The organism is Peribacillus sp. Aquil_B1 (genome assembly GCF_022603275.1).
Taxonomy (GTDB): domain Bacteria; phylum Bacillota; class Bacilli; order Bacillales; family DSM-1321; genus Peribacillus.
Map to the genome: position 1 here is coordinate 1904981 of NZ_JAKXEE010000001.1, position 16074 is coordinate 1921054.

At 35.6% G+C, this 16074-nt stretch carries 15 protein-coding genes; 14 read left to right on the forward strand and 1 reads right to left on the reverse strand.

The annotated features are described in order from the left end of the window. Nucleotides 1–9 precede the first annotated feature (9 nt). Both MPH60_RS09430 and speD read left to right on the forward strand, forming a co-directional pair. Nucleotides 10–672 carry an ABC transporter permease gene (locus MPH60_RS09430; RefSeq protein ID WP_241594533.1) on the forward strand — a complete coding sequence of 221 codons (663 nt, stop codon included), beginning with the start codon at nucleotides 10–12 and terminating at the stop codon, nucleotides 670–672. A gap of 153 nt (nucleotides 673–825) precedes the next feature. Continuing rightward, nucleotides 826–1662 carry an adenosylmethionine decarboxylase gene (gene speD, locus MPH60_RS09435; RefSeq protein WP_241594532.1) on the forward strand — a complete coding sequence of 279 codons (837 nt, stop codon included), beginning with the start codon at nucleotides 826–828 and terminating at the stop codon, nucleotides 1660–1662. A gap of 26 nt (nucleotides 1663–1688) precedes the next feature. Here speD and MPH60_RS09440 read toward each other — a convergent pair whose 3' ends face one another. Then, entirely contained in the window at nucleotides 1689–2714 is a 1026-nt protein-coding gene (locus tag MPH60_RS09440; RefSeq protein WP_241594550.1) for a YeiH family protein, read from the reverse strand. Nucleotides 2715–2847: 133 nt separating this feature from the next. On the opposite strand from MPH60_RS09440, the gene MPH60_RS09445 reads away from it, so the two are divergent. The 12 genes from MPH60_RS09445 (at nucleotide 2848) to MPH60_RS09500 (ending at nucleotide 16057) form a co-directional block, all read left to right on the forward strand. Next, nucleotides 2848–3741 (forward strand): selenium metabolism-associated LysR family transcriptional regulator, encoded by an 894-nt coding sequence (locus MPH60_RS09445; protein ID WP_241594531.1) that lies wholly within the window; start codon nucleotides 2848–2850, stop codon nucleotides 3739–3741. Nucleotides 3742–3979: 238 nt separating this feature from the next. Further along, nucleotides 3980–4885: a hypothetical protein gene (locus tag MPH60_RS09450; protein WP_241594530.1), complete on the forward strand. Its 906-nt coding sequence runs from the start codon at nucleotides 3980–3982 to the stop codon at nucleotides 4883–4885. Between the two features lie 556 nt (nucleotides 4886–5441). Continuing rightward, nucleotides 5442–7361: an asparagine synthase-related protein gene (locus MPH60_RS09455; RefSeq protein WP_241594529.1), complete on the forward strand. Its 1920-nt coding sequence runs from the start codon at nucleotides 5442–5444 to the stop codon at nucleotides 7359–7361. A gap of 14 nt (nucleotides 7362–7375) precedes the next feature. Further along, a complete protein-coding gene (locus tag MPH60_RS09460) occupies nucleotides 7376–7501 on the forward strand; it encodes a paeninodin family lasso peptide (RefSeq protein ID WP_241594528.1) in 126 nt (41 codons plus the stop codon). An 88-nt stretch (nucleotides 7502–7589) separates the two neighbouring features. Further along, complete coding sequence (locus tag MPH60_RS09465) at nucleotides 7590–8525, forward strand: aldolase (RefSeq protein ID WP_241594527.1); 936 nt, start codon at nucleotides 7590–7592, stop codon at nucleotides 8523–8525. After that, entirely contained in the window at nucleotides 8522–8821 is a 300-nt protein-coding gene (locus MPH60_RS09470; protein ID WP_241594526.1) for a lasso peptide biosynthesis PqqD family chaperone, read from the forward strand. The genes MPH60_RS09465 and MPH60_RS09470 overlap by 4 nt, the downstream gene beginning before the upstream one ends. A gap of 33 nt (nucleotides 8822–8854) precedes the next feature. Further along, nucleotides 8855–9310, forward strand: a complete 456-nt coding sequence (locus MPH60_RS09475) for a lasso peptide biosynthesis B2 protein (protein ID WP_241594525.1) — start codon at nucleotides 8855–8857, stop codon at nucleotides 9308–9310. Nucleotides 9311–9324: 14 nt separating this feature from the next. Continuing rightward, the gene (locus MPH60_RS09480) at nucleotides 9325–10506 is read left to right on the forward strand and encodes a nucleotidyltransferase domain-containing protein (RefSeq protein ID WP_241594524.1); all 1182 of its coding nucleotides are present in this window, start codon (nucleotides 9325–9327) and stop codon (nucleotides 10504–10506) included. 1 nt (nucleotide 10507) lies between these two features. Then, nucleotides 10508–12295, forward strand: coding sequence for an ABC transporter ATP-binding protein (locus tag MPH60_RS09485; protein WP_241594523.1), 1788 nt, complete (start codon nucleotides 10508–10510; stop codon nucleotides 12293–12295). A gap of 181 nt (nucleotides 12296–12476) precedes the next feature. After that, nucleotides 12477–13226: a YveK family protein gene (locus MPH60_RS09490; protein WP_241594522.1), complete on the forward strand. Its 750-nt coding sequence runs from the start codon at nucleotides 12477–12479 to the stop codon at nucleotides 13224–13226. Nucleotides 13227–13242: 16 nt separating this feature from the next. Next, on the forward strand, nucleotides 13243–13941 hold the full coding sequence (locus MPH60_RS09495; protein ID WP_336275436.1) for a CpsD/CapB family tyrosine-protein kinase: 699 nt from the start codon (nucleotides 13243–13245) through the stop codon (nucleotides 13939–13941). A 289-nt stretch (nucleotides 13942–14230) separates the two neighbouring features. Then, nucleotides 14231–16057, forward strand: a complete 1827-nt coding sequence (locus tag MPH60_RS09500) for a polysaccharide biosynthesis protein (protein ID WP_241615819.1) — start codon at nucleotides 14231–14233, stop codon at nucleotides 16055–16057. Nucleotides 16058–16074 lie beyond the last annotated feature (17 nt).

The window sequence follows — 16074 nt, forward strand, 5'->3', positions numbered from 1 at the left end:
TGAAAACTAATGGAAATCTTGCAACAGCTGGGAACTTATTATTCACAGAATTGGATGTATGTACTTACTGAATTTTATCGCCATTTTTTAATGTCAGCTTATGGGGTTTTATTTGCAGCCATTGTAGCCATCCCGATAGGCATTTTCATCGCAAAACATAAGAAATTGAGCAATTGGGTATTTTCGATAACGAATGTCATACAAACCACACCGGCATTGGCTATGCTCGCTCTCTTGATGCTAGTAATGGGGTTAGGAACAAATACAGTAATCTTATCATTGTTTTTATATTCCTTACTGCCGATCCTGAGGAACACTTATGTCGGTATTACAAGTATAGATCATGCTTATTTAGAATCTGGAAAGGCAATGGGGATGACGAAGCTGCAATTACTTAGAATGGTCGAACTGCCATTATCTCTGTCTGTCATCATGGCTGGCTTACGTACAGCGCTTGTCGTTGCAATTGGAGTAACTGCTGTCGGTACATTCGTAGGGGCAGGCGGACTGGGGGATATCATTGTCAGGGGAACGAATGCTTCAAATGGAACGGCAATCATACTTGCAGGAGCAATCCCGACGGCATTGATGGCCATTCTCTCAGATCTTATACTCGGATGGCTGGAAAGAATTCTTTCACCGGTAAAAAAGAAAAAAATTCATACTGCATAGAAGATAATAAAAAAGCCGTTGCATGTTCATGCAATGGCTTTTTCTTTGCTTACCGATAAGAAGGCAGAAGCTTAGGCTCGCAGACTTAGTTTTTTATTTCAGAAAAAGGGTAACTATAAGGATAGTCCTAAAAAAATATAAGGGGAATCAAGCATGAAACTTACACCAGAGCAGCGTATTGAACTTCATGGCTTTAATAATCTTACGAAATCTTTAAGCTTTAATATGTATGATATTTGTTACACAAAAACAAGGGAAGAGAGGGAGGCCTACCTGGATTATATCGATGAGCAATATAATGCAGAGCGGCTTTCGAAGATTTTGCACAACGTTTCTGATTTAATAGGGGCACATGTTTTAAATACGGCCAAACAGGATTATGTCCCTCAAGGCGCCAGTGTAACCATTCTTGTTTCAGAAGGTCCTGTCGTCGAAGTACCTATGGGGACTTATGAGGAATCACCAGGGCCTTTACCTGATAATGTGGTCATGCAACTGGATAAAAGCCATATTACCGTACATACATACCCTGAATATCATCCAAATGAAGGCATTAGCACATTCAGGGCCGATATCGATGTCTCTACTTGTGGAGAAATATCACCTCTTAAAGCCCTTAATTATCTCATTCATTCCTTTGATACCGACATTATCACGATCGATTACCGAGTGAGAGGCTTTACGAGAGATAAAGATGGGCGGAAATTGTTCATTGACCATGATATTAATTCCATTCAAAACTATATTCCTGATGAAGTAAAGGGTTTATATGACATGATTGATGTGAATGTATACCAGGAAAATATATTCCACACAAAATGTAAGCTGAGAAGGTTCGATATTAATAATTACTTATTCGGTTATACAGAGGAAAAGCTGAATAAAGAGGAAAGGCAAGAAATTATAGAAAGGCTTCAAACGGAGATGGATGAAATTTTTTATGGTGCCAATGTTCCGCATCCAATAGAAAAAAACAAGCATGCCGAATAAGGGATGCTTGTTTTTTTTTTGAAAAGTTAATTTAAATGGAATGCCTGCACCAATACATACCCGAGGCATGTCAATAAGATAGAGCCGATCAGTCCGGCTAAAAAAGGTTTGCCGCCATATTTTCTAAAAGTTACAAGGTCAATATTCAATCCTAGGCCTGCCATGGCCATAGCCATGAGGATATAGGAAAGCATAACAAGTTTATCAGCTAAAGGTTCAGGAACTGCACCAGTAGAGTAAATGGCACTCATTAATAAAAATCCAAAAATGAACCACGGTATCTGAATGGACTTCCAGGAAAATTTCTTCCCGGTAACTGTTGATCGGTCTTTCCAATTCATGATGAACCCAATTAAAATGGCAACGGGAATGAGCAGGGCCACCCTTGTCAATTTGACCACCACTGCCAAGTCGACTGCCTCATTTCCCCCTGGTGCTGCTGCAGCGATGACATGAGCAATTTCATGGAGTGTCGCACCCGAAAAAATACCATATCCTTGATCGGATAACTCCAATAATGGATATAGGATCGTATATCCGAAAGTGAAGGTTGTGCCTAAAACAGCAACCGTCGCTACAGCTATTGCTGTATCTTTTTCCTTTGCTTTTATTTGGGAGGAAATTGCCAGGATGGCAGCAGCTCCGCAAATACCCGTTCCGCAAGCTGTCAATATGCCTAGCTTTTTCTCGACTTTAAATATACGGGTCATTCCGTAAACTACTAATATAGCAAATGCAAGACTAATGGCACCAACTGCAAATGTTTTCGGACCGGCATTAAAAATATCCATTAGGTTCAAACGCATGCCCAATAAGATAATGCCCACTCTCAAAAGGACTTTACTTGAATAATTTGTCCCTGCAACGGCGTAGGCTGGGACGCCAATTAGCGATTTCCAAACAACACCAATCAGTATCGCAATGACTAACTGTCCCATTATATGAAGGAATGGAAGCTCTGCTAAATATTTTGCTGCAATGGCAATTAGCAAAGTCAATGCTATTCCTTTTGTAAATCCAAGTTTTTTAGTTTCAACGTTTGTTTGTTCCAGTGTGATCACTCCATCTATGTTGATGCTTTAACTTTAAAGCTTAATTAAAAATAAGTGAAATATATTTTTGCTATTTCAATGATAACTCCTACTTATGATAAAATGAAACGCATAGGTAAATAGGGAGGTAACCATGGATCCATTAAAAGTATTCGTAACCGTAATCGAACAGAAAAACTTTTCAAGAGCAGGGGACATTCTGAACCTGTCGCAGCCAGGAGTCAGTCTTCACATAAGGAATCTGGAAAATGAGTTAGGAACGAAATTAATTTATCGTTCTCCCAAACAAGTTCAAATAACAGAGCCGGGAAAAATATTGTATAGACATGCAAAGCAAATGATTAATCATTATGAGACAGCAAAAAGAGAAATAAATGAATTTAATAACGTGGTTAGCGGAACGATGAAAATAGGTGCAAGCTTCACGATAGGGGAGTATTATCTTCCAAAAGTATTAGCAGAATTTGCGGCTCAATATCCTAAGGTGGATATACAAATCATCATCTCGAATTCAAATGATGTCATTCAAGGAATACGTTCGAATAGGCTTGATATCGGTTTGATTGAAGGTGAAACGGAATATAAAGATATAGATGTCAGACCATTCATGAATGACGAGATGATCGTTGTCGTCCCCCCGGATCATCCACTTTCACAGATGGATCTCATCGAAGGTGCCTTGCTCCAAAACCAAACATGGGTACTAAGGGAGCAAGGATCGGGAACCCGTACATATTCCGATAAACTTCTCAGCAGTCTGGAGTTAAACATAAAGAAAACCTTTATTTTCACCAGTATCCAAGGAGTGAAAGAAGCGGTGATGGCTGGGCTTGGCATTGCCCTTTTATCCCGATTGACTGTACAAAAAGAATTGAAGTCCAATGAATTGAAAACCTTTCATTTGAAAAATGAGCCCATTATAAGACCTTTTTCAATCGTGAAAAAGTTGGACTTCGAAGCATCAAAAGCCATGGAGTTGTTTTTAAGGAAGGTCGAAGAATTTGCGATAAAGGGCCGTCCTAAATAAAACCCTAAACATTTGCTCATCCTTTCATTTTCAATGAAGAGGTTGGGCATTTTTAACGACGAAATATTATTAAATTTAATGAAAACGTCGAAAGTAATTTGGAATATGTCAATGATTAAACGAATTTTACGTATTTTAACATAATAGCAAACATATAAATTTAATAGGCAGTCTCCAGGAAGTTCTAAATCCCAGAAGACTTTTCCTGATATTAATAATCTTAAAAGGAGCAACCACATTGGCTATAGAGGAGCAGAAAGATAAACGGATTTCTGTTTTCGACAGGATTATTGGATTCATGCCAAAATTTTATGTGATTGGAACAATTTTAATTTTTGTTTATACGCTAGTTGCGATGGCTCATTTAGGTATCCAAACATTGAAAAAGCCAGAGGAAACCGTTGTACCTGCACCCCCTATTTCTCAGGGCTTTGAACATACATTGATATCGTTAATCATCGAACCGATCGTAACGTCTGAATTTTATCAAATAATCTTTAATACGTTATTTCTTTACCTAGTTTGGATATTGCTTTTCCTATTAGCACCGATTGCTTTTTACCGTTTAAAACACTTTAAATTTTTTAATATCGAAATTGAAATTGAAAAACAAGATGCAGCCGTTTATGAAGTATTCAGCATGAGCAGTTCAAAAATGAAATTTGCTGCGTATTTAACATCCGAGGAATTTCAATTGGAGATATCAGAGGAAATTGCCAACAGCAAGGACTTTAAAACACCATTAATCTATACATTGGACTGTGCCGTGGATTTTTATTCCGATCAATTAGGACTCTCATTTACCTATGATATCTATACCCTGAACCAGTTCAAAAAAGCAAAGCTGCCTAAATCCATCAAAGCGATGCTTGATAAGTCCATTCAAACCGGCGATCCGTGCATTACGAATAAAAGTAACAGCGATAGTGAATATTACAAAAATTTCCTGCTCTTTTATTTCGAAAACATGGATGGGAAATTCGTCACTGTCTTAAATAGTTATCAAACTGAATTCGATACATTCGATAAATCCCTGCTTAAAATCCTGCAAAACGTCATATACGATTACTATTTACAATATAACTATATTTACGAAGCGAGCGAGAAGCTGGAAAAGAATGAAACCATTTCCCATAATAATTAAAAAAACCACCCTACAAGTGGTTATTTTTTTTGGAAAGGTGATTGTTAATTATATTTTGGACAATTTCATTGTTCCCAATGAGCTCAGACGATTTATTTACATGCTGTTCCCTAAAATCCATGTTCTTTATTTTCTTTGACTTTTTCCCTTTTTTAAAATTATTGAAGGCATTTAAAAAAGCTATCTGAATCACTCCCCTTATAGATTAGTATATTCATATGATGGATAAAATTTCATGAAAAACCTCAATTTATAGAAAAATATTTTGCGGTTTTAGTGTGATTCAGATTCAATTATCATGTTCAACGTTCAATATATTATTTAAAGTAATCATCCGAAATATGAAATAAATAAAGAATGGAGAAGTTTAATAATTGCAAAAATTATTTGTTGTATATTGACAGAAGATTGATGAAGGTGGTACTTTATACATAGAGACGTTCTTTATAAAGAACATATTTGGAATATACATTAATTATAGCTTGGAAAATTCTTTTACAAGAACATATATACATAATTTATTGTATCATGAACATTCACCGGCAGGAGGAAAAAAATGAGCGCAATTGCTGGCCTCTATCATTTAAACCAAGAACCGATCAATCTCCATCATGGGGATATATTAATGAAATCATTACATAAATTTCCGGCAGACAGCATTCAAATATGGAATGATGAGAATATCCTATTTGGCTGCCATAATCAATGGATTACCCCTGAATCGGTGAATGAAACTCTGCCATTTTTTGATTATGCCAGACAGCTTGTCATTACCGCTGACGCAATCATTGATAATCGGGAAGAATTATTTGAACGATTACAGGTTAAGTATTCTGACCGACTAAATATGTCGGATAGCCAATTGATTCTGCTTGCCTATTATAAGTGGGAAGAGGAAACACCAAAGTATTTGGTTGGTGAATTTGCTTTCATGATTTGGGATCAAAAACAACGCAAATTGTTCGGAGCCCGTGACTTTTCAGGAAGTCGCACTCTTTATTATTTTAAAAATCAAGATAAATTAGCATTTTGTACAACAATTGAACCGTTACTTAATTTGCCATATATAGAAAAGAGATTGAATGAGGAGTGGTTATCGGAGTTTTTGGCCATTCCCATTAATGTGGAATCAGTAGATTCCTCTTCAACCGTTTATCAGAACATTAAACAAATACCACCATCACATTCAATAACGATCATTGATGGAAGTGTAAATTTTTCCAGATACTCTTTTATAAAAATACAAGAAAAACTGAAGCTAAATACGAATGAAGAATATGAAGAAGCTTTCCGAGAAGTTTTCGATAAAGTAGTGAGATCCAAATTAAGAACTACATACAATATTGGCTCACATTTAAGTGGAGGACTGGACTCTGGATCGGTCGTTAGCTTTGCAGCCAGGGCTTTAGATGAGCAAAAAAAACAATTATATACATACAGCTATGTACCAGTTGAGGATTTTGTTGATTGGACATCCAAAAGTAGAGTAGCTGATGAAAGGCCTTTTATATCTTCTACTGTTGAATATGTAGGAAATATCAAGGATCATTATTTGGATTTTAAAGATAAAAGCCCTTTATCAGAGGTGGATGATTGGCTTGAAGTGCTTGAAATGCCTTATAAATATTATGAAAATAGTTTTTGGCTAAAAGGAATTTATGAGAAGGCAGCACAAGAAAATATAAGAGTGCTTCTTAATGGTCAAAGAGGGAATTGGACCATATCATGGGGACATGCTTTAGACTATCTAGCCAGTTTATTGAAGCAGTTTAAATGGTTTCATTTATACAAAGAAGTATATTATTTCAGTGAAAATCATGGAGTGAACAAATCAAGAGTGATGACAGCGGTAAGAAAAAAAGCCTTCCCACCATTATCTTCAGCGGAAACACCTTATCCTATGTTAATCAACCCTGAGTTCGCAAGAAGGACAAAAGTATTTACTAAATTAGAAGAACACAATATTGATGTTAAAGGTATTATCAATACTAATGCATTTGCGATGAAAAAAACGCAATTTGAACAACTATACTATTGGAATATCAATGGTAATATTTCTACGAAGCTATCGTTAAGACATTCTATAGCTGAGCGTGATCCAACCAACGATCTTCGTATCATCCAATTTTGTAATTCAGTTCCGGAATCTCAATATGTCTTAAATGGACAGGATCGCTCCTTAATAAGAAGGGCAACTAAGGGGTATCTGCCCGATAAAGTTAGGTTGAATGACAAAACACGTGGGATTCAAGGCTCTGATGGAATTCATAGAATGGCTTCATCTTGGAGTTCTTTCGTAGCTGAAATTCAAAGTCTATGTAAGGATGAAGTCATGTCAGAATATTTATGCATGGATGAAGTTAAAAAAGCACTTAATAGCATCAAACAACCACTACCAGAAAAAGTGTTTGATGATGATTTCAGGATATTAATGCGAACCTTAATCGTGTCACGATTTATAAAAAAACATTTTTGAAGGGAGGTGAAACAATGAAAAAAGAATGGAAAAAACCAGAATTAGAAATACTTAATGTTAATTTGACAATGGCTGGACCAGGAAGGAAAACTCCGGATGCGGTTCAACCAGATCCAGATGATCCATTAAGATTTAGTTAAATTTAATTTAAAGGATTTATGCCCTTACACTATGTAAGTGTAAGGGTTTCTTATGAAAACAGTGATGATATGTTTGGAGTGAAGAAGAATGCTAAGCACGGAAAAAACATATACGTATACCACATTTGGGTTAATTGCAGAAAGTGTACTTCCTCTTCCTGAGTTAGAGAATTTGACAGATATTGAAAAGGAAGCAGATATAAAGATTAAAAAGAAAGATTTATCAAATGTTTGGTCTAAAATAAATCCTTTAATTCGTACAAGTTTTGTCGTTGAAGGAAATCGCGTAATGTTCGAAGTGCCAGGATTAGCTGTTTTTTCAATAGAAGATGGGAAAACCATTACGTTTTCAACTTACGACAGTGATAACGAGGATAAGATTCGGCTTTACATTTTAGGAAGCTGTTTAGGAATTTTATTGATGCAAAGAAAAGTATTGCCACTGCATGGAAGTGCAATAGCCATAGAAGGGAAAGCATATGCTTTTATTGGTGAATCAGGAGCTGGCAAATCTACTCTAGCTTCTTCTTTCGTAAACAAGGGGTATAAACTTTTAAGTGATGATGTAGTGGCAATATCTCTAATGGAGGGAAACCAGCCATGGGTTTTCCCGTCATACCCTCAACAAAAGTTATGGCAGGAAAGTTTAAACGCTTTTGGATTGAATTCAGCTGATTACGAACCTTTATTCGATAGAACGACAAAATTTTCGATACCAGTGCAAGCTGACTTCTATAACAAACCTTTGCCACTTGGAGGTATATTCGAATTAACTGGGGCAGATATAGTATCCATAGATCTACAACCTATTGAAAAGCTTCATCGATTCCAAGTAATGCACTTGCATACCTATAGACGATCTCTAATTGAAAGAATGCATATGATGGATTGGCATTTCAAGATTTGTGCAATGTGTATGAATTCCGTGCCGATTTATCGATTAAGTCGTCCAACCTCAACATTCACAGCCCACGAAATTGTAACCACGGTTCTAAGTGTAATTAAAGGAGGGGAAAATAAATGATTAACGCATCAGTTCTATCAAAAAATAAAGTAATTACTCAAAGTCAGGGAAATATTGTTAGTGATATGGATGGGGAGTTGGTCATGCTAAGCATTGAAAAAGGGAATTATTATAATCTGGGAGTTCTAGGCGGGGAAATTTGGAGTTTAATTGAAAAACCAATTATAATTAGTGATTTACTAGAAAAATTGATTTCACAGTATGACGTCAGTCAACAAGATTGCGAAGAAGAAGTGTTATCGTTTTTAAGTGATTTATATAATGAGGGGTTAATAATCTTACCAGCTGAAATTTAAGCATTTATATTCCAGTTTATATAGGGGCAAAAAATGAATCTTTATAAAAAAATTAACACGTTCATATCATTCAATAGGAGCATGAAGGGGTTATTGTTTGAAGCTTTATTTTTTTTAGCAGTGGGCCGTATTTTTAAATTGTTACCGTTTATTAAAAGTGCCCGACTACTGGGAAATCACATGGAAGAAACCAGCCACTCTCTAAAATGTTTAGATAAAGAAGTAATAAAGAACATTTCAGATGCCATACATATCATGAGCCGTTATACATTCTGGGAGAGCCAATGTTTAGTTAAGGCCGTAGCTGGAATGAAAATGCTTGAAAGAAGAGGAATGGAAAGTACCGTTTATTTTGGCACGGCAAGAGATGAAAAAGGTGATTTGATTGCTCATGCTTGGTTGCGGAGTGGTCCGTATTATGTAACGGGCGCAGAAGAAATGGGTAAATTCATTGTTGTCGGGAAATTCGCTAAAACAAAAAAAGCTTAAAAAGAGGGAATTAAATGAATGACAAAACCAATTTCGATTCTTCAAGCATATCTAATGAATTAAAGTTTTTATTGGATTGTCTGAAAAGTGAAACAAACAAGCAGGTTCCATTTAATGTAGAACAAAACCTTGATTGGAATTTGTTCTTGAAACTAGCCAGGCATCATAGGGTTTACCCACTTATTTATCCAAAACTAAAATCCGCAAATTATATTCCTGCACCTATAACTCAATCGATGTACTACGATTATCAAAAAAATACCTTTAAAATGTTAAAGCTAAGTGGAGAAATCGAAAGGATTTCCCGAGTTGTTTTTGAAAATGAAATTTCGACGCTATTTTTAAAAGGACCTATATTGGCAGCTGACTTATATGGAGGTATATCCCAAAGGACGTCAAGTGATGTTGATATTTTGGTTAACATCGATGATCTAGAGAAGATCGAGTCCCTTTTAATTCAAATGGGATATGTAAAAGATGAATATATACAAACCGTATTAAATGATTGGAAGTGGCGCCATCATCATTTTGTCTATTTTCATACCGAGAAAGAGATTAAACTTGAAATTCATTGGCGTCTAAACCCAGGTCCAGCCAAGGAACCAACTTTTAAGGAATTATGGCTAAGAAAGAGGGTAAGCTCACTAACTACTTCATATCCGATATATTGTTTAGGTAATGAGGATCTCTTTTTATTTCTAGCTTCACATGGGGCACGTCATGGATGGTCACGACTTCGCTGGTTAGTGGATATCGACCGACTTTGCCAAAAAAAATTGGATTGGGATAAAATAATTAGCCTGCTAAAAAAATATCAATATATGCATGTTGCAGGTCAAACATTAGTCCTGACTTCCCAAATGTTAAATACACCGATAAACAAAGAAGTAAACAATCTTACACTAAAATACCGTTCCAATCGATTGGCACAAGAAGCACTATTTTATATTCAACGATTCATTAACCTTCATGATGAACCACTATCTGAAGAGATTGCTAGTTATCATAAAAAGCATCTATTTTCACTCATGTCATTTCAGAATAAACTGTTATTCATACTCAGTTTTCTTCATCCTTATTTTGAGGATACAAAAACCTTGCCGTTGCCTCTAAAGTTCCATTTTTTATATTTTCCTTTGAGGCCTTTTTTATGGTTTTGGAGAAAAACGAGAATACGAAATGTCATAGGAGGATAAGATGAAACAGCTGTGGTTCTTTTTCAAAAGGCTATACACTTTCACAGGGAAAATACTATTTATCAATATGCTAGGAATGGTCATTGTTAGCTTAATGGACAGTGTAGGCATTCTTTTATTGGTACCCATGATAAGTGTTAGTGGAATTATAGATATAGATCTATCAAATAATCTTCCTTCCACGCTCTCTTGGATAGTCGAGATACCTAAAATGATAAGCTTATCCATTATTTTAGGTTTTTATATTGTTTTAGTGATTCTCCAGAACATTCTGCAACGAAATCTTACAATACGTGATGTGAGAATGCAGCAAGCATATATCAGTCATTTAAGAATTCAATTGTATCAGTCTTTATTACATGCCAACTGGGAGTTCTTCATTAAAACACGGAAATCGGATTTAATAAATATCATGACAAACGATTTAGCACGAGTTAATGCAGGAATTAATTTAATCTTACAATTATTAGCTTCTGTGATCTTTACACTCATTCAAATTGGTGTGGCGTTTTGGTTAGCTCCGAAAATTACAATATTCGTTTTGGTTGCTGGTTTGGTCCTGGCATTATTTTCAAGGAAATTCATCCGAAAAGCTAAGTCATTAGGAAGTAGGACGTCTCAATTAGCACTAAGATATTTAGCAAGCGTTACTGACCAGTTAAATGGAATTAAGGATATAAAAAGTTATCATTTAGAGAAATCACATGTAAATTGGATCCGTTCATTAACGAAAGAAATGAATGACGAGCAAGTTGAGTATATTAAATTAAACACAAAATCTCAATTATCATATAAAGTATCATCTGCCTTATTAATCGCATCTTTCGTTTTTTTATCCATTACACTTTTTGCTGCTCAACAGGAAGAACTTTTACTCATTATCCTTATTTTTTCAAGGTTATGGCCTAGATTTACAGCCATACAAAGCAATATGGAAAATATATCTTCAACTTTACCAGCTTTCAAATCCATTATGAAAATAGAAGGTGAAGCGAAAGGCTACAAAGAGGCTTATAGTCTCGAAAATATCATGCCAATTGTCATCGAACAAAAACTGGAATGTCATGATCTTTTTTTTCGTTATAACAAAACTGAAACAGACTATACACTGCAAAATATCAATATAGCAATACCCGCTAATAGGTTGACGGCTATCGTCGGTCCATCCGGGGCAGGTAAAAGCACATTAATCGATCTAATGATGGGCCTCATGCTCCCTGATGTGGGAGAGATTATAGTTGATGGTAAAAAACTCTCTAGAAAAGATTTAATCGGCTTAAGGAAATCTATTAGTTATGTTTCCCAAGATCCATTTTTATTCAATGGAAGTATAAAGGAAAATATGCTTTTAGTCGAACCGAAGGCAAGCGACCAACAAATATGGGAAGCGTTGGAATTTTCTGCCGCAGCTGATTTTGTGATTAAATTGCCTCAAAATATAGATACGGTAATAGGGGATAGAGGCATTAGGTTATCCGGGGGAGAAAGACAGAGACTAGTTCTTGCAAGGGCTATATTACGTAAACCATCGATTCTGGTTTTGGATGAAGCTACCAGCGCCCTTGATAACGACACTGAAGCCAAAATTCAAAAAGCTATCGAAACTTTACAGGGCCGCATGACCATCATTGTCATTGCACACCGTTTAAGCACGATAAGGAATGCCGATCAAGTCATCGTATTAGAGAAAGGGGAAATTTTACAGAACGGTGAATATAGTGAGTTGTCTAAAGAAAGAGGTTTATTTAAACAATTGCTAACAAGAGAAGTGGATACGATAAATTCATGAAATAATTTCTAAAATAAAAAAAGATAACTAGTTGACTCGTTCTTTATAAAGAACTAAAATAAGGATATATTCATAGGGAAATTAACACATAATAAGAACAGTACAGTTTTAGCTGTTTTACATCGATGCTTAAAGCATTATTGTTCTTAATAAAGAAAAGTTAGTTGAAAAAGGTGGTTCAATGACAAATTACTCAAAAAGGAACTTTGAAAATCAACAACCTGCAAAAGAAATTAATTTAAAAGAACTAATCGGAATCATTAGTAGGCGTTTATGGATCGTCATTATTGTCACACTCTTATTCATACTGGCAGGATATTTGAAAACTTTAACTACAACCCCTCTTTACCAGGCATCTACGAGAATTATTATTGAAGCCAATCAAGATAAAATGAAAACTCTTCAGGTCATTATAAAAGATACTACAGTTTTACAGAAAGTTATCGATGAAATGGAATTATCGCTATCGCCAGAAGCATTGGCTGGGGCTATAAACGTAACCAGTGTAGAGGAATCAGAAGTAGTCAGTATTAGCGCTACATCATCCAATCCTTATGCAGCTGCCGAAATCGCCAATACGACGGCGAGAGTATTTAAAAATGAGGCTCCTAAAATAGTGGACTTTAAAAAAATAAGAAATTTGTCCCCGGCCAAGGTAAATTTTGTGCCCATTAACGGAGACAATAATGGAACAATTATAAAAAGCGGAATTATAGGTTTATTTTTGGGCATCGGGCTGACATTTTTATTGAATTCATTGGATTACACAATTCGTAACGAGCAAGAAGTAGAGGATATCATAGGTTTTCCAGTTATAGGACATGTTTCTAAAATGAATAAAAAGAATTCGAATGTCAGTAAAAACAATATTAAAAAAATTAAAGAAGTGCAACAAGCTAAACATTCAAAAGAAACAAGAGCAGAATTGTGAGGCGGTTATAATGACGATGAATAAACAAAATATCGGGGATAGACTAAAGAAAAGGAATCTTGTAGCTTTTTCAAGTCCGGATTCTTTAATCTCCGAACAATATAGAACGATTCGAACAAATATTAAGTTTTCCTCCGTATCGAAAAAACGGAATATCATCATGATAACCTCTCCATCATCTGGAGAAGGTAAATCAACCACTGCTGCAAATCTAGCTGTTTCAATGGCCCAAAATAAAGAAAGGGTTTTACTGATAGATGCTAATTTAAGGAATCCTGCAATTCACTCGATTTTTAAGATTCCAAATAAAGTAGGATTGACAAATATTTTATCGGATTCAAATTTCACATCTCTTGACAAGGCTGTATACAGGACGGGAATGGGTGATTTAGATGTTTTGACAAGTGGCCCTATTCCCTTCAATCCAGGCGAAATAATTGGATTGCCAGTCATGCAGGACTTCCTTGTTAAGTGTGAAGAGCAATACGATATTGTTCTGATAGACTCCCCATCAATATTAGAGGTTACAGACACAAAAATTTTGGCCAATTATTGCAATGGGATCATTATGGTGTTCAATAACGGCAAAACGGAGTTAAAAAAAGCTTTAGCTACAAAAAGAATCCTTCAATTTGTTGAAGAAAAGATTGTAGGAGTCGTTTTAAACAATAATCCAGAAAATCTGTTTACCAATTTATTGAAGAAAATCCTATAAAGACGAAAAAAATTTTATAGTAATGTTCTTTATTGCGAACAGAAATAAAATTAATAAAGTATTTGGTGATGTCTCCTTGCCATTATAAACGGAGGCACTCGATCATGCTGTGGGTTTAATAGACCTTAGACGCCAGTCGTCAAGAGTGTGGAGTGAGGGAGGGTTAAATGCCCTATAATTTTATTAAAGTGCTAATGAATGCTGTCTTAATAGGACAGTATTCATTAGCACTTTATCATTTAATTCCTTTTAACTGTAACAATAAATTGATCTGCAAGGGGGGAAAGTATTGACATATCAACAAAGACTATCACTTTTTATATTAATCGATTCATGTATTGTCTTATCAGCTATTTTTTTAGGGCGATTTTTAGTAGATGCCAGTATTTATGTTTTTACTATTCCGATTGTGCTCAGCTCTGTTACGATTCTCCTCAGCCATCATATTTTTGCTATTACCTTTCATCTATATAAAAAAGCGTGGGAGTATGCGAGCATAGGTGAATTAGTCATTATATTCAAAACTGTTACGGTATCCATTTTTACTACATCAATTGTACAGGCACTTCTTTTTCAAGATGTATATTATCGGCTGTTGGCGGTGACTTGGTTACTTCACATGCTATTGATAGGCGGATCAAGATTTTGTTGGAGAATGTTTAGAGATCAATACTTAATCAAATATGAAAATAAGAAAAGAACATTAATAATAGGGGCAGGTTCAGCAGGTACGATGGTTGCCCGGCAATTATTAAAAAATAATGATGTAGATTTATTACCAGTAGCATTTATTGATGATAACGTACGAAAACATAATCTTGATATTTTAGGAATACCTGTAGTAGGAGGGGTGGGTGAAATTTCAAGAAACGTTGAAGCATTGAATATCGAACATATTATCATTGCCATTCCTTCATTGAATAAACAGGAAATGAATCGAATTTTCCTAGAATGTGCAAAAACAAATGCGAAGACACAAATCCTCCCAATGTTAGAAGATTTATTAACTGGAAAGCTTTCAGTCAATAAATTTAGAGATGTACAGGTTCAAGATCTTCTTGGACGAGAACCTGTAGAATTAGATATCGAAGTAATTTCAGAGTATGTAACCGAAAAGGTAATTTTAGTCACTGGGGCAGGAGGTTCAATTGGATCAGAGATTTGCCGCCAAATTTCTAAATTTAATCCAGCTAGGTTAATTTTACTCGGTCATGGTGAAAACAGTATTTATACGATAGAAATGGAGTTGAAAGAAACATATAAAAACAAAAATATCGAGTTTTTAACAGAAATTGCTGATCTTCAAGATCGAAAAAAAATGTTGTCCGTCATGGCAGAATATCAACCAGATGTCGTTTATCATGCAGCAGCACATAAACATGTACCATTGATGGAACGAAACCCTGAAGAAGCAGTCAAAAATAACTTAATTGGAACAAGGAATGTTGCCAATGCGGCTAGCTGGAGCGGAGTAAAGACTTTTGTAATGATATCCAGTGATAAGGCAGTTAACCCTACCAGTGTTATGGGCTCTACAAAAAGGCTAGCGGAAATGACGATTCAACAAATAAATAAAGAAAGCAAAACGAAGTTCGTAGCCGTTCGTTTTGGGAATGTGCTGGGGAGCAGAGGAAGCGTCATCCCGCTATTCACCAAACAAATTGAAAAAGGCGGGCCAGTCACAGTGACACATCCCGATATGATTCGTTATTTCATGACTATCCCTGAAGCTTCAAGACTTGTCATCCAAGCTGGGGCGTTAGCACAAGGCGGGGAGATTTTTGTACTTGATATGGGCCATCCAGTGAAGATTGTAGATTTGGCGAAAAACTTGATTAAACTCTCCGGACATTCTGAAGATGATATTTCAATAGAATTCACGGGAACAAGACCAGGTGAAAAACTATTTGAAGAACTGTTGAATCAAGATGAGATTCATGAAAAACAAATATATCCAAATATTTACATAGGGAAAACAGGGAATTTATATTCAAAGGAGATTGAAGATATTATAAACAGTTATCCTGATATGGATAAAGAATCACTAAGGAAAAAACTTGTAGATCTGGCGAATGAACGTGATACTGCACCTATTCTTGTGCCCGTTTCCAACTAAACGATATTAAGATCTTA